The sequence below is a fragment of the Actinomycetota bacterium genome, assembly GCA_014360655.1.
In the GTDB taxonomy this organism is placed as follows: Bacteria; Actinomycetota; Geothermincolia; order Geothermincolales; family RBG-13-55-18; genus JACIXC01.
The window spans coordinates 27,726-49,284 of sequence record JACIXC010000005.1; the positions used below are offsets into that span (position 1 = coordinate 27,726).

The 21,559-nt window shown below is 64.3% G+C and carries 20 protein-coding genes; 5 read left to right on the forward strand and 15 right to left on the reverse strand.

The window, feature by feature from the left end:
- Positions 1-298 precede the first annotated feature (298 nt).
- The 8 genes from H5T73_05035 to H5T73_05070 form a co-directional block, all read right to left on the reverse strand.
- Positions 299-1,246, reverse strand: coding sequence for an RnfABCDGE type electron transport complex subunit D (locus H5T73_05035; GenBank protein ID MBC7247127.1), 948 nt, complete (start codon positions 1,244-1,246; stop codon positions 299-301).
- Between the two features lie 15 nt (positions 1,247-1,261).
- The gene (gene rsxC / locus H5T73_05040) at positions 1,262-2,581 is read right to left on the reverse strand and encodes an electron transport complex subunit RsxC (GenBank protein MBC7247128.1); all 1,320 of its coding nucleotides are present in this window, start codon (positions 2,579-2,581) and stop codon (positions 1,262-1,264) included.
- A 1-nt stretch (position 2,582) separates the two neighbouring features.
- A complete protein-coding gene (locus H5T73_05045) occupies positions 2,583-3,506 on the reverse strand; it encodes a 4Fe-4S dicluster domain-containing protein (GenBank protein MBC7247129.1) in 924 nt (307 codons plus the stop codon).
- Position 3,507: 1 nt separating this feature from the next.
- Positions 3,508-6,330 (reverse strand): molybdopterin-dependent oxidoreductase, encoded by a 2,823-nt coding sequence (locus H5T73_05050; protein MBC7247130.1) that lies wholly within the window; start codon positions 6,328-6,330, stop codon positions 3,508-3,510.
- Between the two features lie 48 nt (positions 6,331-6,378).
- Complete coding sequence (locus H5T73_05055) at positions 6,379-6,951, reverse strand: twin-arginine translocation signal domain-containing protein (protein MBC7247131.1); 573 nt, start codon at positions 6,949-6,951, stop codon at positions 6,379-6,381.
- A 333-nt stretch (positions 6,952-7,284) separates the two neighbouring features.
- Positions 7,285-8,208 (reverse strand): formate dehydrogenase accessory protein FdhE, encoded by a 924-nt coding sequence (locus H5T73_05060; GenBank protein ID MBC7247132.1) that lies wholly within the window; start codon positions 8,206-8,208, stop codon positions 7,285-7,287.
- Between the two features lie 193 nt (positions 8,209-8,401).
- The gene (gene tatC, locus H5T73_05065) at positions 8,402-9,160 is read right to left on the reverse strand and encodes a twin-arginine translocase subunit TatC (protein ID MBC7247133.1); all 759 of its coding nucleotides are present in this window, start codon (positions 9,158-9,160) and stop codon (positions 8,402-8,404) included.
- Between the two features lie 75 nt (positions 9,161-9,235).
- Entirely contained in the window at positions 9,236-9,475 is a 240-nt protein-coding gene (locus tag H5T73_05070; GenBank protein ID MBC7247134.1) for a twin-arginine translocase TatA/TatE family subunit, read from the reverse strand.
- Between the two features lie 1,047 nt (positions 9,476-10,522).
- On the opposite strand from H5T73_05070, the gene H5T73_05075 reads away from it, so the two are divergent.
- The 5 genes from H5T73_05075 (at position 10,523) to H5T73_05095 (ending at position 15,136) form a co-directional block, all read left to right on the forward strand.
- Positions 10,523-11,317: a hypothetical protein gene (locus H5T73_05075; GenBank protein MBC7247135.1), complete on the forward strand. Its 795-nt coding sequence runs from the start codon at positions 10,523-10,525 to the stop codon at positions 11,315-11,317.
- Between the two features lie 353 nt (positions 11,318-11,670).
- A complete protein-coding gene (locus tag H5T73_05080; GenBank protein ID MBC7247136.1) occupies positions 11,671-11,883 on the forward strand; it encodes a hypothetical protein in 213 nt (70 codons plus the stop codon).
- 130 nt (positions 11,884-12,013) lie between these two features.
- Positions 12,014-12,898: a 3-hydroxy-5-phosphonooxypentane-2,4-dione thiolase gene (lsrF, locus tag H5T73_05085; protein MBC7247137.1), complete on the forward strand. Its 885-nt coding sequence runs from the start codon at positions 12,014-12,016 to the stop codon at positions 12,896-12,898.
- Between the two features lie 108 nt (positions 12,899-13,006).
- Positions 13,007-13,987, forward strand: a complete 981-nt coding sequence (locus tag H5T73_05090; protein ID MBC7247138.1) for an alcohol dehydrogenase catalytic domain-containing protein — start codon at positions 13,007-13,009, stop codon at positions 13,985-13,987.
- A gap of 57 nt (positions 13,988-14,044) precedes the next feature.
- Entirely contained in the window at positions 14,045-15,136 is a 1,092-nt protein-coding gene (locus H5T73_05095; protein ID MBC7247139.1) for a 4Fe-4S binding protein, read from the forward strand.
- A gap of 231 nt (positions 15,137-15,367) precedes the next feature.
- Here H5T73_05095 and H5T73_05100 read toward each other — a convergent pair whose 3' ends face one another.
- The 7 genes from H5T73_05100 to H5T73_05130 all read right to left on the reverse strand — a co-directional run bounded on the left by H5T73_05100 (position 15,368) and on the right by H5T73_05130 (position 21,180).
- Complete coding sequence (locus tag H5T73_05100) at positions 15,368-16,039, reverse strand: ABC transporter ATP-binding protein (protein MBC7247140.1); 672 nt, start codon at positions 16,037-16,039, stop codon at positions 15,368-15,370.
- 37 nt (positions 16,040-16,076) lie between these two features.
- On the reverse strand, positions 16,077-17,588 hold the full coding sequence (locus H5T73_05105; protein MBC7247141.1) for an ABC transporter permease: 1,512 nt from the start codon (positions 17,586-17,588) through the stop codon (positions 16,077-16,079).
- Positions 17,589-17,612: 24 nt separating this feature from the next.
- A complete protein-coding gene (locus H5T73_05110; GenBank protein ID MBC7247142.1) occupies positions 17,613-18,392 on the reverse strand; it encodes a hypothetical protein in 780 nt (259 codons plus the stop codon).
- A gap of 117 nt (positions 18,393-18,509) precedes the next feature.
- Entirely contained in the window at positions 18,510-19,085 is a 576-nt protein-coding gene (locus H5T73_05115; protein ID MBC7247143.1) for a hypothetical protein, read from the reverse strand.
- 382 nt (positions 19,086-19,467) lie between these two features.
- On the reverse strand, positions 19,468-19,905 hold the full coding sequence (locus H5T73_05120) for a hypothetical protein (protein MBC7247144.1): 438 nt from the start codon (positions 19,903-19,905) through the stop codon (positions 19,468-19,470).
- 304 nt (positions 19,906-20,209) lie between these two features.
- Positions 20,210-20,641 (reverse strand): pilus assembly protein, encoded by a 432-nt coding sequence (locus H5T73_05125; protein ID MBC7247145.1) that lies wholly within the window; start codon positions 20,639-20,641, stop codon positions 20,210-20,212.
- Positions 20,642-20,976: 335 nt separating this feature from the next.
- Positions 20,977-21,180 carry a hypothetical protein gene (locus tag H5T73_05130; protein ID MBC7247146.1) on the reverse strand — a complete coding sequence of 68 codons (204 nt, stop codon included), beginning with the start codon at positions 21,178-21,180 and terminating at the stop codon, positions 20,977-20,979.
- Positions 21,181-21,559 lie beyond the last annotated feature (379 nt).

Here is a 21,559-nt window from a genome sequence, read left to right on the forward strand (position 1 = left end):
GCCTCACGCTGCCCCTTTTCCGTGTCGTTCCCCGCCACCGCACGCGCAGGCATCCGTTTTCGCCGTCACCGTCGAATCCGAACGATGCCATCGCATTCTGCGTGGAAGGCAACGGCTATCGACCATATTCTAACTTAGCGGCCGGCAAAGCCGCCCATGGAGATCCGGGACGCCGCAGAAATCGCAGGAAAGAGGGCATCCGCAGGACCTCCTGACCGGGACGCCTCCCCACTCCCAGCCAAGCAAAGGGGGCCGGGCGGAACCCGGCCCCCGCCAGTCGTTTTCGCGTGGCTACGCCTCAGGCGGCGACCACCTCGCCGAACCTCTTGGGCTTGAACACCCGGTCCAGCAGGGGCACGAAGGCGTTGCCGATGAGGATGGAGTAGGCCACCGCTCCCGACGGCGCGCCGTAAATGCGGATGAGCACGATGGGTATCCCGATGATGAGCCCGAACACCACCTGCCCCCAGCGGTTGATGGGGCTGGTCACCCAGTCGGTTGCCATGAAGAAGGCTCCCAGCATAACGCCGCCGGCGAGGATGTGGTAGAGTCCGTCGGAGCCAAGGATGTAGGCCAGGATGAACACCGTCGCCAGTATGGTCGCCGGTATGACCCAGTTGATGACCTTGCGGTAGAGGAGATAGGCGCCTCCCAGAAGGATCCAGAAGCAGCCCACCTCGGAGATGGCCCCGCCGTAGTTCGCGAAGAGCAGGGCGGCGTATGAGGGAACGGGTCCCTCCAAGCCATGCTTGATGTAGGCAAGGGGGGTGGCCGCCTGCACGCCGTCGAAGCCTCCGGGGAGGAAGCCCAGGTGCCCCGTCCAGCTGGCCAGGAATCCCGAGCCGATGAGGATGAACACGAACCCGAAGAGGGCCGGGTTGAAGATGTTGCGCCCCAGGCCTCCCAGGAGCTCCTTGGCTATGACCACGGCCACGAAGGAGGCGATGATCATGTTCAGCCAGTGTATCTTGGCCGGCAGCAGGAGCGCCAGCAGCAACCCGGTCACCGCGGCCGACCCGTCGGAAAGGGTCACCTTCTTCTTCCGCGCCTTGCGCACCGCCCACTCGAAGAACATCGCCGATCCCACGCATACGGCCATGTTGAAGAGTGCGTTGTAGGTGAAAGCCACCAGCGCCGCGATGGAGATCGGGGCCAGCGCTATGAGCACGTCCCGCATGGCGATGGCGGTCTGCTCCTTGCTCTTGAGGTGCGGCGGCGGTGTGACTACCAGGTTATCCATTGCCATATGCCATCGCCTCCTCTACTTCTTCTTCAGGGCCGCTATCTCGGCCTTGGCCTTGCGCACGTAGTCCACGTGGGGGATGTATGCCGGGCACTCGAAGGAGCAGCAACCGCACTCGAAGCAGTCCAGAGCCCCCCACATCTCCGCCTTGTCCCACTGCCCCCTCTTCACCGACTGCACGATGAAGTTGGGGGAGAGGAACATGGGGCAGACCTCCACGCACTTTCCGCAGCGCACGCACTCCGACTCCTCTCCCAGGTCCACCACGTCGGAGGTGAGGACCACCACCCCCGAGGTGCCCTTGACCACGGCGGCGGAGGTGTCCGGCTGCGCCCAGCCGGTCATGGGGCCGCCCATGACGAGCTTCACGGGGTTGCCCACGAAGCCCCCGCAGGCCTCGATGAGGGTGGATATGGGGGTCCCGATGCGGGCCAGGAGGTTTGCGGGCTCCCGCACTCCGGGTCCGGTCACGGTGAGCACCCGCTCGTAGAGGGGCTTGCCCCAGGCGGCCGCCTCGAAGAGGGCCACGGCGGTGCCCACGTTCTGCACCAGGCAGCCCACCTCGGAGGGGAGCTTGCCCGGGGGGACCTTCCTTCCCGTCAAGGCGAAGATGAGCATCTTCTCCGCCCCTTCCGGGTACTTGACCTCGAGAATCTCCACCTCCACGTCGGGGTAGGAGGAGGCGCGGGAGCGCAGGGCGTCCGCCGCATCCATCTTGTTGGCCTCCACCCCGAAGATGACCTTGGAGGCTCCCACCGCCGTCTTGAGCAGGCGGGCGCCGGCCACCAGGTCGTCGGTGCGCTCCAGCATGAGGCGGTGGTCACAGGTGAGGAAGGGCTCACACTCGCAGGCGTTTATGATCACCGTGTCCACCGGCTTGTCGGCGGGCGGGGAGAGCTTGACGTGGGTGGGAAATGCCGCCCCTCCCATGCCCACGAGCCCCGCCTCCTTGGCGATCTCCCGGATCTCCTCGGAGGTCAGGGTATCCAGGTCCTTTCCCGGCTTCTTGGAGAACTCCGGCTGGGTGGCGTCGGGGGTGATGACCACGCTTTTCACCTTGGCCCCGGTGAAGTTGGGGACCTCGGCGATGGCCTTCACCGTGCCCGATACGGAGGCGTGCACCGGCGCCGAGACGAAGGCCTGGGCCTCGCCTATCTTCTGGCCCACCTCCACGCGGTCGCCCTCCTTCACCAGGGGCTCGCAGGGGGCCCCGATGTGCTGCTGCAGGGGGATGACCACCTCTTGAGGGATGGGGGCCTCCTTGATGGCCTTGCCCGAGGCCAGTTCCTTGTTGTAGGGGGGATGGATGCCTCCCTTGAAGGTCTTGAGCTCCGCCATGTCACTCACCCCCTCCCGCCGCCTGGCGCTCCAACCCCTCGTTGCGCTTGTTGATCACGTATCCGACGCCCGCGGCCGCCACCAGGCCCACCAGGGCCAGGCCGCCCCAGGGAGCACCGGGCTTGACGAGGGCCTCCCAGATGGTCACGCCGGCGGGCACCGTCGGCTTCTCCGGCAGGCCGTACTTCTCCGGAGCGTCCTCCAGCACGTAGATATAGTGCAGGCCGCCCAGCTCGCTCTCGCCGTATACCTGGGCCTTCTCCTTGCCCCTTTCGCTCTTGAGGAACTCCACCCGCTCCTTGGCCTTGGCCAGCATCTCTTCGCGGGTTCCGAAATCCAGCGCCCCTGTGGTGCAGGTCTGCACGCAGGCCGGGCGGTTGCGGGTGGGATAGGGGTCCTTGGCGTTCTTGGCCAGGTCCGGCGAGGCCTGCTCCGGGGTGGGGAAGGCGCCCGGCTCCTGGCTGATGCGGTCCAGGCACATGACGCAGCGGAAGATGCCCTTCTCCTTCTCGTCGTAGCGGCAGGCCTGGAAGGGGCAGGTGGCCACGCAGTAGTTGCAGCCGATGCACTGCTTGGGGTCCGTCTTCACCACGTAGGCTTCCTCGTCCCCCTCCTTCACCTTGTGCTTCTTGGTGGCGCCGCTGGGGCACACCTTGACGCAGGTGGCATCGGTGCAGTGCATGCACTGGTACTTGGTGAAGTACCAGTAGAGCTCGTCGTCGCTCTTCGGACGCTCCTCGGGCTCGTTGAACAGGATGCGCATCCAGCACTGCGCGGTGAGCTGCAGGGGGTTCTCGTAGGTGCCGTCGCAGTGGGTCTCCGTGTATCCTCGCTGGTTCCAGTTCTTGCAGGCTACCTGGCAGGCCCGGCATCCCGTGCATATGCTGGCGTCGAAGAGGATGGCCATGTCGGTCGGGTTAGCCATTTTACTTCACCTTCCTTAGGTTCACCAGGAATGCCTTGGATTCGGGTATGGTGGTGTTGGCGTCTCCCACGTGCGGCGTGAGCTGGTTGGCGGCGTAGTTCTTCTTGGACATGCCGTCCCGCTCCGGCCCGCCGGTGGCAAGGCCGATGAACCCGTAATGCCAGGTCATCCCCACTATGTGGACCTTCCTGGTGCTGCCGTTGTCCCCGATCTCCAGGGGCTTCAGGCGCACGGTGACCACGGCCACGCCCTGCACCTTGCCGCGCTTGCTCTCCACCTCCACCAGGTCGCCGCTCTTGATGCCCAGCTCGTCGGCGAGTTCCTTGGAGATCTCGACGAAGTGCTCAGGCATGGCCTCGACCAGCCAGGAGTTGTTGCGGGTCATCTGTCCCGCCTGCCAGTGCTCGGTCACCCGGTAGGTGGTGCCCACGTAGGGGAACCGCTCGTCCCCCACCTCGGCGAAGCCCCATCTCTCGGGCTCGTTCTTGGCAGAGGGCCACTCGAGCACCGCCGCCGGGTTGTTCTGCACCGAGGAGAGCATGTTCTTCACCGGGCTTTCCCGCGGCTCGTAGTGCTCGGGGAAGGGGCCCTCCACCAGGGAGTTGGAGAAGAGGCGCGCCACCAGGGCGCCCGGCTCCCGGTTCAGGAAGTAAGGATTGGCACCCGAACGAGTGCGCATGGTGGCCTTGCCCTTGAGGTCCGCGGGGAAGGCCGCGTCCGTGCTGGCCTGGGCGTAGAAGTCGGGCACGTCGTTCTTCATCCCCAGGGTGTCGTCGTCCTTGAAGGTGAAGAGGGCCTTGTCCGGCGCGAAGGGCTTACCCGACCAATCACAGGCGCAGCGGTTGTAGATGATCCTGCGGTTCAGCGGCCATGCCCAGGCCCAGTTGGGTGCGGTCCCCAGGTCGATCATCCTGGCGTCGGACGGCGGGTTCTCGGTGTAGATGGTCACCCCGTCCTTGCCCAGCCAGTAGACCGGGGTCTTCTGGAAGTGCCACTGCGCCTTGTTGAAGGGGATGCCGTTCCATTCCTTGGCCTGCTTGTCCCGGGGGATCTTGGTCTTGCCGTCCTCCCCCTTGGGGAGCTGGCCCTCGATGCCAAGGATCTTGGCCGCGGTCTCCACGTCGGCGTCGCTGGCCCACTGGCCGCAGTAGATCCAGGTACCGCTCACCGTGGAGCCGTCGTCCTTGAGATTGGCGAAGCTGGTGACGGGCTTCTTGAAAGCCGCCTCCCAGGAGAACTCGCCCTCCGGCCAGGTGAAGCCGCTGATCTCCATCTGCACCTGGTCCAGGTCGGGCTCGCCGTGCTCGTCCTCGTCGTAGGCCCAGAAGAGCTCGGTCACGCATTCCTTGCCCTTGCCCCCCTCGGCCTTGTAGAGCTCCTTCACCGCCTTCATGATCTGGTGCATCATCCAGCCGTCGGGCTCGGCGTCGCCGGGCGGCTCCACCGCCTTCCAGCGGTACTGGGCGAGCCTTCCTGAGTTGGACACCGAGCCGGGCTTCTCTACCGAGGAGGCGGCGGGAAGCACCCACACCTCGGTCCGGATGTCCTTGGGCTCCACGCCGGGGCGGCGCCAGAAGTTCATGGATTCCGTCTCCCAGAGGTCGGCGGCCACGAACCACTCCAGCTTGTCCATGGCCTCAGCCTCCAGGTTGGAGCAGGCCCCGCCCACCACCGGGTTCTGGCCCCAGGCGATGAACCCCTTGATGATGCCCGCGTACATGTCCTCGAAGAGGCCGATGTGGGTGTAGTTCTTGCCCTTCTTCACCTTGGGGTGCAGGTCGTAGGCCTTGTCCAGCCCGTTTGCCTTGGCGTATGGGCCGTAGTAGGCCATGAGGTAGCTGTTGAAGAAGCGGGGTTGCCAGGACCATATGCCCACCTTGGGGGTGGTCTTCTCCAGGTACTTGGCGTGATCCGGGTGGTCGGTGGAGTTGGGCACTGTCATGTACCCGGTGAGGATATGCGAGAGGAGCCCGAAGTCCGTGGACCCCTGCACGTTGGACTCGCCGCGCAGGGCGTTGATGCCCCCTCCCGGTAGGCCGGTGTTGCCCAGCAGAGCCTGCAGGATGGCGAAGGCGCGTATCTTTTCCGTCCCGAAGGTGAACTGGGTGAGGCCCATGGCGTACATGAGGTTACCCGTCTTTTCGCGCTTGTGGGTGATGCCCACGTAGCACTCGGCTATCTCCTTGAACTTGGCGGGGTCCATGCCGCAGACCTTGGCCACCACGCTGTTCTCGCCCTCATAGGTATAACGGGCTACGTGCTCCTTGAGCTTGGCGAAGACCGTGCCCGCGATGGCCTCGTCGGGGTTGGGTATGAAATTACCGTTGGCGTCCACCGGCCCCACGGGAACTCCCCGCCCCTTGAAGGTCGGGTCCTCGGCGATGGGGATGAGCTGCACGCGTATGGGCTCCCCCGTCGCGGGATCGGTCTGGTAGGTCCAGGTCTTGGTGTCGTACTTCCTCTTCTCCTTGTCGTAGCCGCTGAAGTAACCGTCCAGCTCCGCCGGGCCCTTGTAATCCGGGTTCACCAGGATGGGGGCGTTGGTGTAGTTCTGGACGTACTCCCAGTTGATGTAGTTCTTGTCGATGGCGTACTTGATGAGGGCGTTGAAGAAGGCGATGTCCGTCCCCGGCCGGATGAAGGAGAAGAGGTCGGCGCGGGCGGCGGAGCGGGTGAAACGCGGGTCCACCACGATGATCTTGGCGCCGTGATCCTCCCGGGCCTTCTCCAGCCACTTCCAGCTGACGGGATGGTTCTCGCTGGGGTTGGCGCCGCAGATCATGAAGACGTCGGCGTTCCTGAGGTCCACGTAGTGGTTGGTCATGGCCCCCCGGCCGTACGTGCCGCCGAGACCGGCGACTGTGGCCGAGTGTCATATGCGGGCCTGGTGCTCTATGTACACCAGGCCGAGGCCGCGGGCGAACTTGGAGGCCAGGTAGCACTCCTCGTTGTCAAGAGCAGCGCCCCCAAGCTGGGCGATGCCCTCGCAACGGTTGACCGTAACCCTGGTTCCGTCGATCTCCTCCGTCTCCACGAAGGTGGCGTCGCGGGTGTCCTTGATGAGGCGGGCGATCCTGGGGATGGCCTCCTCCCAGGTCTTCTCCTCCCAGTCCGTGCCGCCCGGGGCGCGGTAGAGCACTTTCGTGAGCCGCCTCTTGTTGCCGGAGATCTGGCCGATCGACTGGCCCTTGGAGCAGAGGCTGGCCCGGTTGATGGGGCTGTCGGGGAGACCCTCTATGTTCACCACCTTGCCGTCCTGCACGCTGACGATGGCCGAGCATCCCACGGAGCAGTAGGGACACACGGTGGTGGTCTCCTTTGCCTCGCGGATGCGCAATTCCTCGCCCGCGGCGAAGGCGGGTGTGGAGAACCCGAGTTGCGAGAGGGCCGCGACGCCTATGCCGGCGCCCGACAGCTTGAGGAAACTTCTTCGCGAAAGTTCCATACTCTCCCCCCACTTTCCTAGGTCGACTCCTACAGTTACCAGAGCATATCTCTTACGTGGCATATAATATGGATAATCCCTTGCGGGAAGGGTTTTCCCCTCGCTTCTTATTTCAAGGTCCAGGGTCGCGGCTAGCATTCCGCATGCTCAAATCGGCGCAATTATACTATCGTTTTCTATTTCAGTGCAATATCGCGACAGCTGACCGCAACGCGCCACAAACCCTCCTTTTTCCACATCTATCTCCCCGCGACCCGTTCTCACACCCGCCGCCGCATCGTTCACCCGTGCAAGGAGGCACTCCCTCATGCAATCCCTTGCGCGCTCCCGCAATCAGGCAAATATGGTGCGGCAACCCCTGCGGTAGCCCTTCTCCTCCGCCGCAAGGTCCAGGTGGGCGGTAGCCAGGTCCTCGAGGGGGATGACCAGCTCCTCCTCCTTACCGGTGAAGGAGGCGGTTACCTTGAGGTACTTCCCGCAGCCGTCGCACAGGTATACGCGATGGGCGGGGTCTTCCTCCACGTAGATGTAGCGCAACTTCGCCTGGTCGGTGCTCATGCAGAACGGGCACATCATGCGGGGGAAGCCCCAGCGCGTGCCGCAGCGGGAGCATTCCAGCACCCGCAGCCCGTCCTCGGGACGCAGGTAGCCCATGATGGGGAGGTCGCCGCATACCGGGCATGTACCACGGGCCACCTGGTCCAGGTCCGCACGGCGCGCCAGCGACCCCGCCGCCTTCCAGTAGAAGGGAGCGAGCGAGACGTGGAGCAGGAGATAGAGGAGCGCCGGCTCCGCCGCCTCATCCTCCATGAGCCCGGCAAGCCGTTCCTCGTCGCGTTCCAGGAAGGCGTCCACCATGTCGCGCAGGACCTCGTCCACCTTCTCACCCCGGAGGAAATCCTCCAGGCCTTCCACGCCCTTCTTGCTCTTCCTGCGCAGCACCTCGATGATCTCCGTAATCATCTCCTTCAGGAGAGCGAGGTCGATCTCCATCTCCTCCGCCTCGAGAAGAAGGCGCCCCTCCTGCAGGCGGTAGGAGATCTGCGCTCCCTCGATATGCGGAAGGCGGTCCGGTATGCGCTGGGAGAGCTTTCTCTGCACGGAAAATATCCCCCTGTAGAGGGCGGTGACGCCCTTCAACCTGGTATTATTTTCCACATACTCCCGCGCCCTACGGTTCACCAGGCTCTTGCTTATCCTGCGCTGCTTCAGTCCGAAATCGCCTATGGCAACCCACCTCTCTTTCCGCGTCCGCAACGCAAATCTCCCCGGAGCGGCATCACACCTGCGCGCCGGCCGTCATACCGCCTCCAGGCAAACGCCATATCCGCGCGCGCCGGCGTTCTCAAACCATACCACAGGGGGATATGTGCCGCCACCATGTTTCTGAACCTGGGCACCATGTTTATGAACCTGGGTACCATGCTATTTGACCTTGCCACAACCTCTTTCAATCGCCCAACTCCGCCTCCAAGGCCTCCCTCCTGCGCTGCGCGCCCCTCCTCCCCAGCATGGCGAAGAGGATGCTCCCCTCGTAGAGAAGGAACATGGGGGCGGCCACCAGCACCATGGTGATGGGGTTCCAGTCCGGCGTGATGAGGGCAGCGAAGACGAGGATGAAGATCACCGCGTAGCGCCAGTTACGGTGCAGCCTCTGGGGAGTCACGATGCCCAGACGCACCACCAGCCATACCACCAGGGGGGTCTCGAAGGTGAGCCCCAGCGCCGCCATGAGCAGGGCCACCAGCCCCACGTAATCCCCGGCCATGAGCACGGGGCTTATCCTTCCCGCCGCCTGCCCCACCAGCCAGTTGAGGCCCACGGGGAGGATGTAGAAATAGCAGAAGGCCGCGCCGGCCAGGAAGAATATTATGATGAAGAAGAGCGCGCTGTACATGAAGCGCTTCTCCCGCTTGCGCAGCGCGGGTGCTATGTAGGCCAGTATCTCGTACAAGATGACCGGGAGGGCGATGACCAGGGCCGCGTACATGGCGATCTTGAAGCGTACCATGAAGGGCTCGAGCACCGTCTGGTAGTAGAGATTGAGGGGGATGTCGGCCTTGCTGGCCGGCTCCTTGAGGAAGTCGAGGATCTCCCAGGAGAAGACATAACCCACGCATACGGCCACCAGCAGGGCGAGGAACATGACGATTATGCGCCGCCTGAGCTCCTCGAGGTGCTCGATAAAGGTCATCTTCTGGTCGGCCAAATAAAGCCTCCGCAGGTCAGCTCGCTTCGCTCAAGGGGGATGTCCGGCGGTCTCCGCGTCGGGAACCCGGGCGGTTCAGTCCTCTTCCTCCGCGGCCTTCTTTTTCTTCTTGGGAGCTTCCTCATCCTCGTCCGAGCCCTCTATGCCCTCCTGTATGGCCTTGGAGACCTCCTGGCTGGAGGCCCGGAACTCGCGGATGGCCTTGCCCACCGAGCGACCTATCTTGGGGAGCTGCGCCGGCCCGAAGATGATCAGGGCGATGAGGAGAATCACGCCCAGCTCGGGGAGACCGAAGCTCTGGAAAAGTGCCAGCATTATGTCCTTCCCTCCTTCACATCGCTTGTAAACTCTTCCCGTCGGGCGTTTCCCACCGGACGCCCGTTAAGCCTTTTCGCATCGGCCACGCTCAACCGTCACGCCTGTTTGCACTCATTCTTCACGCTCATACTTATCATTATGCAATGGCGGCCATTATGCAATGGCGGCCGTTGAGCGCCGAGGGCATCGTCCCGCGGAACCTGTTTCCGCCCGCCGCGGCCGCCGGCAAACCGTTCCGGCGGCCTCACCGGGCCGAAAAAATAAACCCCAAAGGGCATTCATAATATATTAGACCTACCCCTGCGGGTAGTCAAACGCATCGGAGCATCCATCTCCCCAGCTCGAATGCCAGCTTCACTATTTTTTCCTCGATCTCGTTGAAGTCTTTCGCCTCCTCGACTAACCTAAGCATCAGAGAGGACATGTCGAACATTTGAGAGATCACCCCTTTCTTCCTTGTTTTGCTGTTTTGTCAGGATGATAGGGTGGTCTCTCAACCTTTTTCAACCCGGAAAGCGCCTACCGAAACGTTACAGCAACGGATGATGAGGTGGTCTCCCAACCTTTTTCAACCCGGAAAGCGCCTATCGAAACGATACAGCATCGGGCGCAAGGGACGGGCGGTGACGCCACGGCGCACCCCATCTCCTCGGACACGCGTGAAGGCGGGGGCGGCGAGGCCTTCGGCCGCCTCCTCCTTTCCCGCACGCCGGAGCATTACCCGTTTCCCTGGGTTCCTCCCATATCTCCACCGTATCTCGCATCCTTTCTTCCGTATCTCGCTTCCGTCGATTAGCGCTTCCCTCCTACCGCACATGGATCCGCGGGCCCACGCCCTCTCGAACCTCGGGACGCCGCCTGCGGCGCGGCGCCTACACGTTCCCGGGGTGGTGTATCATATTTGCTGGATATGACTTCCTGGACATAACCGGACGGGTAGGGCGGCCGTCTCGCGCAGGCCCGCCCGTCCCCCGGGCCGGCATGGCACGTCGCATGCATGGGTACGGCGATGCCGGTACGACCGGAAGAGGAGGTGCGCGAAGGGTGCGTGGGAGAGGTCTCGGTGGCCTGTGCGCGGCGATGGCCGTTCTCGCCCTGCTCGCGGCGCTCCTTTCCGCCGGATGCGGAAACGACGGCGACCGGGGGGAGAGGCTGGCGCAGGTCACCGAGGCGGCCACGGCTTTCCTCGACGCCCTGGGCGGCCTGCGGGTGGAGGGGCTGCGCGAGATGTTCAGCAGGCAGTATCTCGAGGACAACCGGGTGCCGGATCCTCTGACCCCGGCGCAGATCCTCGCCTCCATGGGCTACCTCAACTCCTACCGCTTCCTCCCCGACCAGGACGTGGTGGTCGAGGGGGACCGCGCGGTGATCAACGTGGTCCTCAGCATCCAGGGGAGCGGCGAGAGGGAGGAGACCCTGGCCATGGTGCTGGAAGAGGGCGCCTGGAAGGTGGACGGCTTCACCGCCCTGGACTGGTCGTCGCAGCCGCCGGCGGAGGAGGGCAGGCGCGCCCAGGTGGAGGTGGCCCTGCGCGATTTCCTCGTCGCCTGCGTGGACGGCGACACCTCCTACATCTTCAAGCACCTCAGCAAGGCTTACAGGGAGAAGCACCGCCTGGAGAAACCCTGGACGGCGGCTGAGTTCTCGGGCATCTTCGGCACCGCCCGCTCCTACGACTTCAAGCCCGACGCCATCATGATGGAGGACAAGGCCGCCGCGGTGGACGTGACCATCGAGTTCGGCACCCGCGGCAACCTGGAATCGGAGACCTCCCGCGTGCGCCTGGTAAGAGAAGGGGAAGAGTGGTTCGTCGACGCGTTCCCCTTCTTCATCTACTGATCCTGCCGATGCCCCTTCGTGCCCTCGCTACCCGGAGGACAGCACGGTTACGCGTATGGGCACGTGCCCAGCAAGGATCCTTCGCGCCACGCAAGAGCACGGCGCCTTTCAGGACGGATTCGCTTGGCATATTCTGCCATATCACGCCATGCCGAACGGATGCTTGCCGGCGAAAGCCCGGCGAAAACCATGACCCGACCGGAGCTCATGCAACGTGCGGATTGATGAACCTTCTGCGGGGGGTGGGATATAATCTAATACGCGATCCTCTCCGAAGTCGCGGATGGCCGGGAGGGGCAGAACGCGGGGACACGGTACGAACACGCTTCGCGGCGAATATCCTTGGAGGAACGATGGCGCCCGTCGAGGGATACGTCGAGTACAAGCGGAGGGAGTTCTGCAAGGACGTGAAATGCCCGGTGCAGGCGGAGCTGGATGCGCTCGAGGAGGGGTCGGCAAGCTACGAGGAGAAGAGACTCGTGTGCAGGGAGCACTGCAGGTTCACGGCCCACCAGTTCCATCACTGGCTCATCGACAAGGGGTATATCATAATCCGTCCCGAGTAGTGGCCCTCCGCGCGCGGCGGGACGGATGCGGCGGGATGGATGCGCCGGGCTGCGTGCGGCAGGCGGCGTGCGCCAGGCGGCGTCCATGAACGTCCATGAGGTAAGCCGTTCACGACGAGGAGGTCCTGAGATGCCGGATGCGGGAGGAATTCTTGAGGCGCGGGACGTATCCGAAATGGAAGCGGAACGGCCCGCGAGCGGAAGGGGCAGGCACATCAAGGGATGCGAGCACGTGGACTGGGGGATGAGGAACCGCCTTGCGCGGCTGATCCGGGAGGACGGCCGCTGCTTTTTCATGCCCATCGACCACGGCTATTTCCAGGGGCCGACGCGCTGCCTGGAAAGGCCGGGAGAAACCGTCCGCGACCTTATTCCCTACTGCGACGCCCTCTTCGTGACCCGCGGGGTCCTGCGAAGCTGCATAGACCCGGACAGCGACATCCCCATCATCCTCCGCGTGTCGGGGGGGACCAGCGTGGTGGGCAAGGACCTCGCGGACGAGATCGTGACCACTTCCATCGACGACATCGTGAGACTGAACGTGTGCGCGGTAGGAGTTTCAGTGTTCATCGGCACCGAATACGAAAAGCAGACCCTCGGCAACCTCAGCGCCATGGTGAACGAGTGCGAGAAGTACGGCATACCGGTGATGGCGGTGACCGCGGTGGGCAAGGAGCTCGAAAAGCGTGACGCCCGCTACCTGAGCCTCTGCTGCCGCATCGTGGCCGAGCTCGGCGCGAAGGTTGTCAAGACCTACTGGTGCGAGGATTTCGAGAAGGTCACCAACGGCTGCCCCGTCCCGGTGGTGATGGCGGGCGGGCCGAAATGCGAGAGCGAGCTCGAGGTCTTCGATTTCGTCTACGACGGCATGCGGAAGGGCGCCATCGGCGTGAACCTGGGGAGAAACGTGTGGCAGAACCCGGCGCCCGTCGCCATGGCGAAGGCCCTGCGCGCCATCATCCACAGCGACGCGACGCCGCGGGAAGCGGTGGAGATCTACAAGGAGAACGCATAACGAGGCCGGGGGCGCGGCCGGATAACGTGTAGGGGAGCGCCGGAACGGGGTGGTCGGACCTTGCGCGTAGCGAAATACTACAGCAACAGCGATATCAGGATCGAGGAGATGCCGGTCCCCGACATCGGGCCGCGGGAGATGCTGGTCAAGGTCATGGCGAGCGGCATCTGCGGCAGCGACGTCATGGAATGGTATCGCATTAAAAAGGCCCCCCTGGTGCTGGGACACGAGATCGCCGGCGAGATCGTGAAGACGGGAGACGAGGTCGGCCGCTACCACCCGGGCCAGCGGGTCTTCGTCTCGCACCACATACCGTGCAACACGTGCCGGTACTGCCTCAGCGGCAACCACACGGCGTGCGAGACGCTGCACACCACCAATTTCTTCCCCGGCGGGTTCGCCGAGTACCTGCGCGTGCCGGAGCTGAACGTGGACCGCGGCGTCTTCCCCCTCCCCGATGACATGACCTACGACCAGGCCACCTTCATCGAGCCGCTCGCCTGCGTCGTGCGCGGCCAGAGGCTCGCGCAACTCGAGGCGGGCCAGAGCGTGCTCGTCCTGGGAAGCGGCATATCGGGGCTTCTGCACGTGGCCCTCGCAAAGGCCCTCGGGGCAGGGAGGATAATCGCGACCGACATAAGCCGCTACCGCATGGACGCGGCGCGGCGCTTCGGGGCGGACGGGGTCATAGCGGCGCATGACGACGTGCCGGCGCGCGTCAAAGAGCTGAACGACGGGAGGCCGGCCGACCTGGCCATCGTCTGCGCCGGGGAGCTCTCCGCCTACGAGCAGGCCCTCGCGTCCCTTGACCGGGGCGGCAGGCTGCTCTGCTTTGCACCGACCAGGCCGGGCGTCGCCCTGCCGGTGCCGATAAACGACTTCTGGCGGAACGGGATCGCCATACTGCCGTCCTACGGGGGGAGCCCCAGGGACATCATGACGGCCATGGACCTCATCAGGGCAGGGCGGGTACCGGTGGAGGAGATGATCACCCACCGCCTCCCCCTGGAAGAGGCCGCCGAGGGGTTCAGGCTGGTCGCTGAGGCGTCGGAGTCGATAAAGGTGATCCTCCTGCCGCACGGCCGGTAAGCCGGGTGAATGAGCCGGATGAAAGACCCGTCACGCGAAGCAAGGAGGGAGGAACACATGGGCGAGGAAGTCTGGGCGAAGGCGGCGACGGCCATGATCGCGGCGGGAGCCATCCCGTTGCCCGTGAGCGACACCGTGCTCGAACTGCTGCGAACCATCATGGACGAGGAGGAGGCGGCGTTCATCCCCATCTTCACCAAGCCCTCGCTGAACATGGAGGAGATAAGGGAGCGCTGCGCGATGGACGATGCCGCCATCGGGTCCATGCTGGACCGGCTCCTGCACAAGGGGGTGCTCATGGTCACCACCAGCAGGAGCACGGGGGTTGAGGTCTATACCCTCATGCCCCCCTTCCCGGGCCTCTTCGAGCTGACCCTGGTGCGCGGGGAGAAGGGGGAGAAGGAGCGGCGGCTCGCGGTCCTCTTCGAGAGGCTCTTCGAGGAGCTCTCCCGGCTGGTGCAGGCCAACTACGAGAACGTGGTCGAGGCCCTGAAGGTCATACCGCCCCTAACCAGGGTGGTGCCGGTGGAATGCGAGGTGGACTTCGGGGGGGAGGGCGTCATGCCCCTGGAGGACGCCATGGAGATCGTGGACAAGTTCGACACCTTCGCCGTCAGCCACTGCTACTGCCGGCATCACAAGGACCTCCTCGGCAAACCGTGCGGGGTGACGGACGAGAAGCTGAACTGCCTCACCTTCGGAAGGTCGGCCAGGTTCATGATCGACTACGGTTTCGGGAAAGAGATCTCCCGCGAGGAGACCAAGAGGATACTCAGGGAATGCGAGGAAGCGGGCCTGGTCCACAAGTTCTTCCACGAGAAGAACGACCCGGAGAGGGACGAGTTCGCCCTCTGCAACTGCTGCAAGTGCTGTTGCGGCACCTTCGAGCTCCATTACCGCGGGGCCGCCCCCATGCATACCTACGCTTCGCACCGGGCGGTCATAGACGCCGAGCTGTGCAACGCCTGCGGGGTGTGCGTGGAGATGTGCCCCATGGAGGCGGTGTCGCTCGCCGACGGCGCGGCCGTCGTGGACGAGAAGAAGTGCATCGGGTGCGGCGTGTGCGCCTACCACTGCGCGAGCGAAGCCGCCACGCTGGAACGCACCGGCATGCGGCAGGTCTACGTCCCCCCTCCCCGCAAACGATGAGGGAACGGAGAATATTCACTCCAAGATGCGCCGCATGAAACACAACGCCATGCAGGCGCATGTTCTTGGTATTATCTACCATTTATCGATCAAGAAAAGGGGCTATGCTCACCGGGCGGGATTTTTCCGGACTACAACCAGAGCGGCCATGTAGCCTTCCTCCAGGGGCAGGCGACCGGGAGGGAACACGCATGCGAGGCGCCGCCGGAGCCCGTTCCCTCCGGACGCACGTCATCTTTCGTGAGGGGTGAGCCTGCCGTCCGCCATCCCGAAGGCGCGGTCGGCGACCTTCACGATGTCCTCGTCGTGGGTGACGATGATGACGCACTTGCCGTCCTCCCGCGCCAGCTTGACCAGGATGTCCACCACCACGCGACCCGTGGCGCTGTCCAGGTTGCCCGTGGGCTCGTCGGCCAGGATGATGTCGGGGTCGTTGGCCATGGCCCGGGCGATGGCCACCCGCTGCTTCTCTCCCCCGCTCATCCGGTTGGCATTGGCCCGCTGCAGCCTCCCGTCTATGCCCATGCGGGAGAGCAGCTCCTCCGCCCTGCCGCGCTGCCGCGACGCGGGTACCGCCAGCAGGTCCATGGGCAGCATGACGTTCTCCAGCGCCGTCAGGGCCGAGATGAGGTTGAAGAACTGGAAGACGAAACCCACCCTTTCCCGGCGATAACGGATGAGGTCCGCCGTCGGGGAGGCGATATCCTCGCCGAAGGCCCATATCTCGCCCCCGTCGGGGCTCTCCAGGGAACCGACGAGGTAGAGCAGGGTGGTCTTGCCGGACCCGGAGGGCCCCACGATCACCGTCACCTCGCCCTTCCGCGCCTCGAAGCTCACGCCGTCCACGGCGACGACATCCCCCGCCTTGGCCCGGAAGGTCTTGCTCAACTCCTTAACCCGCAGCGTGTCCTGCACGGGCAGGTCACCTCCCGCTTCTTTCCTATTCCATGCTGAGGACCCGCGCCGGTCTCAGCCTCGTTATCCATATCACCGGCACCGCCATCCCCAGCAGGCTGATGCCGGTCAGGATGAGGATGCCGTAGACGAGCAAATCCGCCTGGTATATCACGTTCAGGTCGACGGTCTCCTCCTTCTTCGTGACGGGCGTGTAGAGGCCGCCTTCCTTGTACAGCTTGCGGTCCGAGAGGTAATCGCCGGTGTACGCCTTTTTCTCCACCACCTCGACGCTCTTCTCCGTGCTTTCGGAGAGCAGCCAGTTCCCGAGGCCCTCGCTTATGAGGATGGCGGCGCCGGTGGCGAGGATGACCGACACCAGGCAGATGCAGATGACCTCCACCGCGTACTGGCCCACCACCTGGAGGTCCGTGGCCCCTATGGCCTTGAGCACCCCCAGCTCCCTGGTCCTGCCCCCGATGATGATGGCCATGGCCAGAAGGATGATGAGGGCGCAGGCCCCCAGGGCGCCCGCCAGGCCTATGGTCGAGGTATTCCCCACCTTCTGCAGGGGCTCGGATATCTTGCGGTAATCCGCGTCGTCCGTCACGAACTCGTACCTGTTCCCCTGCGCGATCTCCCGCGCGAAGGCCTCCTGCAGGGCGGCGGTGCTCTCCACGCTGTCGAAGTAATAGGAACCCAGCTCAACGTAGCCCGGCATGCCGCTCAGCTCCTGCACGATGGGGAGGGGGGCGAAGAGCTTGTTGCCGGCGGGGTTGTAGTCCAGGATGCTCTCCCTGCGGCGCTCCGCTTGCTGCGTCTCGTATATGCCGATGATCTCGAGCTCCATGGTGTTCTCGCCCCTGCCGCCGCCGACGACCACGGCCTCTATCCTGTCGCCCACGGAGAGCCCGTTTTCCTCGGCCATGTTCTTCTCCACCAGCACCACGGGGTTCTTCTGCAGGTAATCCCGGTAGGTATAGAAGGAGCCCTCGATCAGCTCCTTGTTCCCGTTGAGGAAATCGGAGGCGGAGGCGCCGTTGGTGTTTCCCTCGAACACGAAGAGGTTGCCCAGGGTCTGCCTGTTCAGTCCCTCTATCCCCCGCCTCGCCAGCTCCTGGTCCGTCGCGTATTTCGCCAGCGGGGCCAGCTCCGAGTTCACCACGCCCCGGATGATGATGCCGGCGTTGATGATCTTGTCGTAGGTGAGTATGTGTTCCTGCCGGGCAAAGGAGTCCGCCAGCTCCTCGGGCAGGTGAAACCTGGCCCTGTACTCTATCTCCTCCTGCTCGTCCCTGCTGCGCGCCTCGCGGTTCCTCTGCGCCTCCCCCTTGTTCAGCTCCTTCTCGAAGACCTCGAGTATGTAGTCCGAACCGACCCGCAGTTCGCCGTAGTTGCCGACGCTCCTCTTGATGCTCGCGACCTGGTCGTCCGCCGCCAGCTTCACCACCAGCATGGAAAGGGAAAACGTCAGGCAGACGAAGAGCAGCAGGACCACGATGAGGTTGCCCAGGGGGTGGCGCCGGAAACTCTTGAAGCCCCTCTTTATCGCGCGCATGGACGTTGTTCCCTTTCCCGCGGATCAGGCCTTGAAGCCGGCCAGGCTTATCTTCACCTCTTCGCCGCTGTCGCTTCCCCTCGTCTTATGGATGACGAGGCGGGTGTCGTCCCCGCCCGGGTTGAAGCCCTCGTTCTTCGCCGTGCTCAGCGGGTTGAGGTCGAAGAAGAGAAAGACGCCCTCCAGCTTTTCCCCCACCTTCAGCTTGTAGAGCACCGGGCTCAGGTCCGCGTAGTCGAGGAGGGCGGCGGAGATGACATGGTCGTCCACGTACCTGCCGAAAGCACCCGTGTCGCCGTAGTAGGAGCGGTAGTCCTCCGCGTCTATGGCGGGGCTCTCCAGGCGGAAGGAGTACTGGGAGAGGTCGACCAGCCCGTCGCCGACGTTCTCCAGGGCCAGCTCCACCTCGAGGTAGTCCCCCGCCACCTCCCGCTGGTTGGAGGCGATGACCTTCCTGTTGGAGTCGTTCCTGGTGACGTCCACCACCGTGATGCGCGCGCCCGCGAGGACCTCCGAGGGACCGGGCCGGGAGGTATCCGGTTTTGCGGATCCCCCGCTCACGTCCTCCCCTTCGCCCGCGGCGGTTTCGCCTTGGCCGGAACCCAGGTCGCCCAGGTTCAATCCCCTCAGGTCCTCCTCCGTCATCCCCGGGGGCAGTATCACGCCTTCCTCCTTTTCCTCCCGGGCATCCACGCCGCCGCCCCCACAGGAGACGAGAACCACGGGGGAGATGAGCAACAGCGCCAGGAGCGCGGGCAACATCGCCCATCCGCCGATCTGGTGAAGTTTGTCATATTTTTCCATTACGACTTTCCCTTTCCTCGAGTTATGCGATGGCCAAAGAATGTCGCTGCCGCGTCGCTTACTGCAAAGGACCCTTCCCGCCGTCCCGGCGCGCAAGTTCGCCCTTTGAGCGGGAGGCTAAAAATCCCTTTCCATCCTGTATTCTTTCGCCTTTCCCGTTACCTCGCCTATCTCCGCCTTCAGGGCCTCTATGCGCGCACGTCCCTCCTCGAACTCATCCCCCGTCAAGTACGACCGTATCTTCTTCTCGTCCAGGGTGGAGAGCACGTCGAGGACCTTGCCGAACCACCCCTCGATGAAATCCATCAGCTCGTCCGTCTTGCGAGCGACGTCGATCATCATCGCCGCGTATTCCTTCTCTTCCTCGACGCCGCCCAGCGAGTTCACTTCCCGGTACGCGAGCTCCATGTCGTAGGCCAGCGACCGCACGTTCTGCAGCGCGGTGTTATACCGCTCTATGGGTCCCCCGGGGCTGGCCACCGCCTCGGGGCTGGGTCCCTGCAGGATGGCGAAGAAGTCCTGCAGCGCCTTGCTCAGATCATCCGCCTCGGCCGACATCCTGTAGGCATAGCTGTCTCCCCTGTTGATATACTGGAGGGCCCTGTCCTCGCCGCTCAACCCGCATCCCGCAAGCGCGAGCGCCAGGGAAAGCACCAACGCGACGACAAAAAAGAACCCCCTTGTCCTTTTCACCCCGCACACCTCCCGTCCGATGCCATCTCCTTCCCACGTGCGCCCATGCGGGCGGCGCATGTGCGCCCCCTACGAGTACTTCCCTTTCATCATCGGGACAGGGCCTTGCGGGCTTGAACACCCATCCTGCCTCGCACCGGCCGAAGGCACTTGCCGAGAGGACATTCCTGACCCTTCGACCTCTACCATGCACGCCCCGACGCATATCGCCGGTCTATCCGGCAACCTTGCACCCCCTTGCCCGGGAAGCGCCCGTGCGGGACCGCATACCCAAGAATCCTCGCGGAAAGGCGGCAACGCGACCTGCCCAGGACGCGAAGGGCCGTTCCGCGCGCCGCTGCGAGAAAAGCGGGCGCTACTTCTCGAAGAGGCGGCGCGTGTTTCAGGGGGGATCCGGGTCCAGGTAGCAGCGGGCGGTGGCGGTGACCTCGCATCCGCCCGGCTTCAGGATGAGGTGGTCGACCCTGCGGACGGCCCGCACGGTCACCCAGAGGTACCTGCCATCGCCGCCGAAGTCGCATGCCGCCACGCGGCAGCCGTTGCGTGAGGCGTAATCCTGCGCCGCGCGCCGCGGGTCCGTGCCCACCCCGAAGAGCGGCGTGAGCTCGAGTCCCGCGGCCTTGGCGGCGGCGTCGGCTGCCGTCTGGGCCTGCGAGCGCGCGGCGTAGAGCACGGTGGCGTCGTGCAGCACCACCCCGAAGAAGAGCATCACCGGGATGAGCGCCGCGGCCACCAGGGTGGAAGCCGCCCTCTCATCCCCGAGAAAGCCGGCCCGCAACGGCCTTAGCGGGCGTGTGAGCCGCGTGCCGCCCGGTTTCAACGTCCTGCCCGCACCTCCCTCTGCGAACACACATGTCATGTCTTCAGGGAAAATCATGCCTTCAGGATAATGGTCTTGACGGAGGAGTTAGCCCTGCCGGCGTCCTTCCTTCCGCTCCCAGACCGTTGCGGATGTGGCTCCACGTACGCGTCGCTCACTGGCCAGTCCTCGGCACGGTGCCTCATGAACAGGATGGCCCGGTCAGCCCTAGATCGTTCGCCGCCATGGGGTCCCAGGGGCATGCCCCCGGGGCATTGTCGTATCCGTCACCCGCCCGGTGCCGTGACGAGGACCCCCCTTTTCCTCAGTTGCCCTCGCGGTCGTTCTCGATGCGCATCTCCGCCCTGCCCCGCACGGTAACCTCGGGGAAGAACCTGGCGAGGGCGGGGATGGCCAGGGGCACGTCGTACTCCACCTCCACCCTTATCCACTCGCCCCGGCGTCGCGGACCGCTCTCCACCGCCACCCGCAGCCTGTCCTGGTCCATGCCCGCGGCGGCCCTCGCCGCGGCGCCTTCTATCAACGCGACATTCGCGGTCTCCACCCCCTTGCGGGCGCCTTCCCGCGCGGCCGCGGTAACCGCGATCTGCGCGCGCATGACCATGACCGCCTGCGCCAGCAAGAGGAATATGAGCAGCAGGAAGGGGAGGACCATGGCGAACTCCGCCGTGGCCTGAGCCCTCTCCTCCCCTACCACTCCCAGGGGGCAGGGGCCGGCGCCCAGGCACTCCACCACGGGGATCGACCCTGTAGCGCCCCGGGCCTTGCTCCCGCGCCTCCACGCAATGGATGAAGAAGATCCGCCTTCCTTCGGCATCTCCCGCCGCCTTCCATCGATCTTCCCGCCGACACGACCGTACGTGCGCGCAGACCCGCCCTGCGCTGGAGACCTGCGCCATGGAGAGCCGCGCCCCGTGACCCGGGAACGGCGATGAGCTGACTTTTTTCGCTTCTTCCGCCTTCATTTCCCGGTTTCCCCGCGCGCGGTCAAAGGGGCGTCCCTGGATGCCATGCTCTGCCGTTGCATGAAGGGAAGGCGGGACCCACGTGGGCGCGCGGACAGCAGACGGGTCAGTCGACCGTCTTGAAACTCTCCTCCCGCTTCTCCCCCTTGATGCCCAGCTTCTTCAGGATCTCGGGCGGGATCTCCGGGGTTATGTAGCCGACGATATCGTTGTAGTGCTGGATGAGGAAGCGGTCTCCCCTCCGCAACCCGATGACCATGTCCGCGGCCTTGGACCTCAATTCCGTGGTGCTGATTATCTTGACCGCCATACCTCCTCCTTTAAATATCGTAATGTTATACATGTTATACTAAATGGTTATCACGCCGCAGTCAAGCCCCACGTGCCCCCTGCGGCAAGGATTTAAGGATCTACTCCCGGAGACTCGGCTGAAGATGCATGGTTTGTTCGTCTCTGACCAGGAAAAGACCTATTAGTCGGGGTGCAGTATACTCGGACATCAAACCCCCAACGGGTCGCCAGCACCTTGCGAAGAAGAGCCGGATTTGAACACGGCAATGTGAGCCTGGAAACCCGACATCGGGATGTTCCCGGTTTTCACCCTTCCTTGCCACAGGATATCCTCCCTCCCCGGTCGGGCTTTTATCAAGACCGGGGGGACATGGAAGACCAGGGGGAGAAACGGAGGA

Coding starts and splice junctions, on each gene's coding strand:
- H5T73_05035 (MBC7247127.1), bottom strand. CDS start 1,246: ATGGCAATGGATAACCTGGTAGTCACACCGCCGCCGCACCTCAAGAGC.
- rsxC (MBC7247128.1), bottom strand. CDS start 2,581: ATGGCGGAGCTCAAGACCTTCAAGGGAGGCATCCATCCCCCCTACAAC.
- H5T73_05045 (MBC7247129.1), bottom strand. CDS start 3,506: ATGGCTAACCCGACCGACATGGCCATCCTCTTCGACGCCAGCATATGC.
- H5T73_05050 (MBC7247130.1), bottom strand. CDS start 6,330: ATGACCAACCACTACGTGGACCTCAGGAACGCCGACGTCTTCATGATC.
- H5T73_05055 (MBC7247131.1), bottom strand. CDS start 6,951: ATGGAACTTTCGCGAAGAAGTTTCCTCAAGCTGTCGGGCGCCGGCATA.
- H5T73_05070 (MBC7247134.1), bottom strand. CDS start 9,475: ATGCTGGCACTTTTCCAGAGCTTCGGTCTCCCCGAGCTGGGCGTGATT.
- H5T73_05080 (MBC7247136.1), top strand. CDS start 11,671: ATGGCGCCCGTCGAGGGATACGTCGAGTACAAGCGGAGGGAGTTCTGC.
- lsrF (MBC7247137.1), top strand. CDS start 12,014: ATGCCGGATGCGGGAGGAATTCTTGAGGCGCGGGACGTATCCGAAATG.
- H5T73_05090 (MBC7247138.1), top strand. CDS start 13,007: ATGCCGGTCCCCGACATCGGGCCGCGGGAGATGCTGGTCAAGGTCATG.
- H5T73_05095 (MBC7247139.1), top strand. CDS start 14,045: ATGGGCGAGGAAGTCTGGGCGAAGGCGGCGACGGCCATGATCGCGGCG.
- H5T73_05105 (MBC7247141.1), bottom strand. CDS start 17,588: ATGCGCGCGATAAAGAGGGGCTTCAAGAGTTTCCGGCGCCACCCCCTG.
- H5T73_05110 (MBC7247142.1), bottom strand. CDS start 18,392: ATGGAAAAATATGACAAACTTCACCAGATCGGCGGATGGGCGATGTTG.
- H5T73_05130 (MBC7247146.1), bottom strand. CDS start 21,180: ATGGCGGTCAAGATAATCAGCACCACGGAATTGAGGTCCAAGGCCGCG.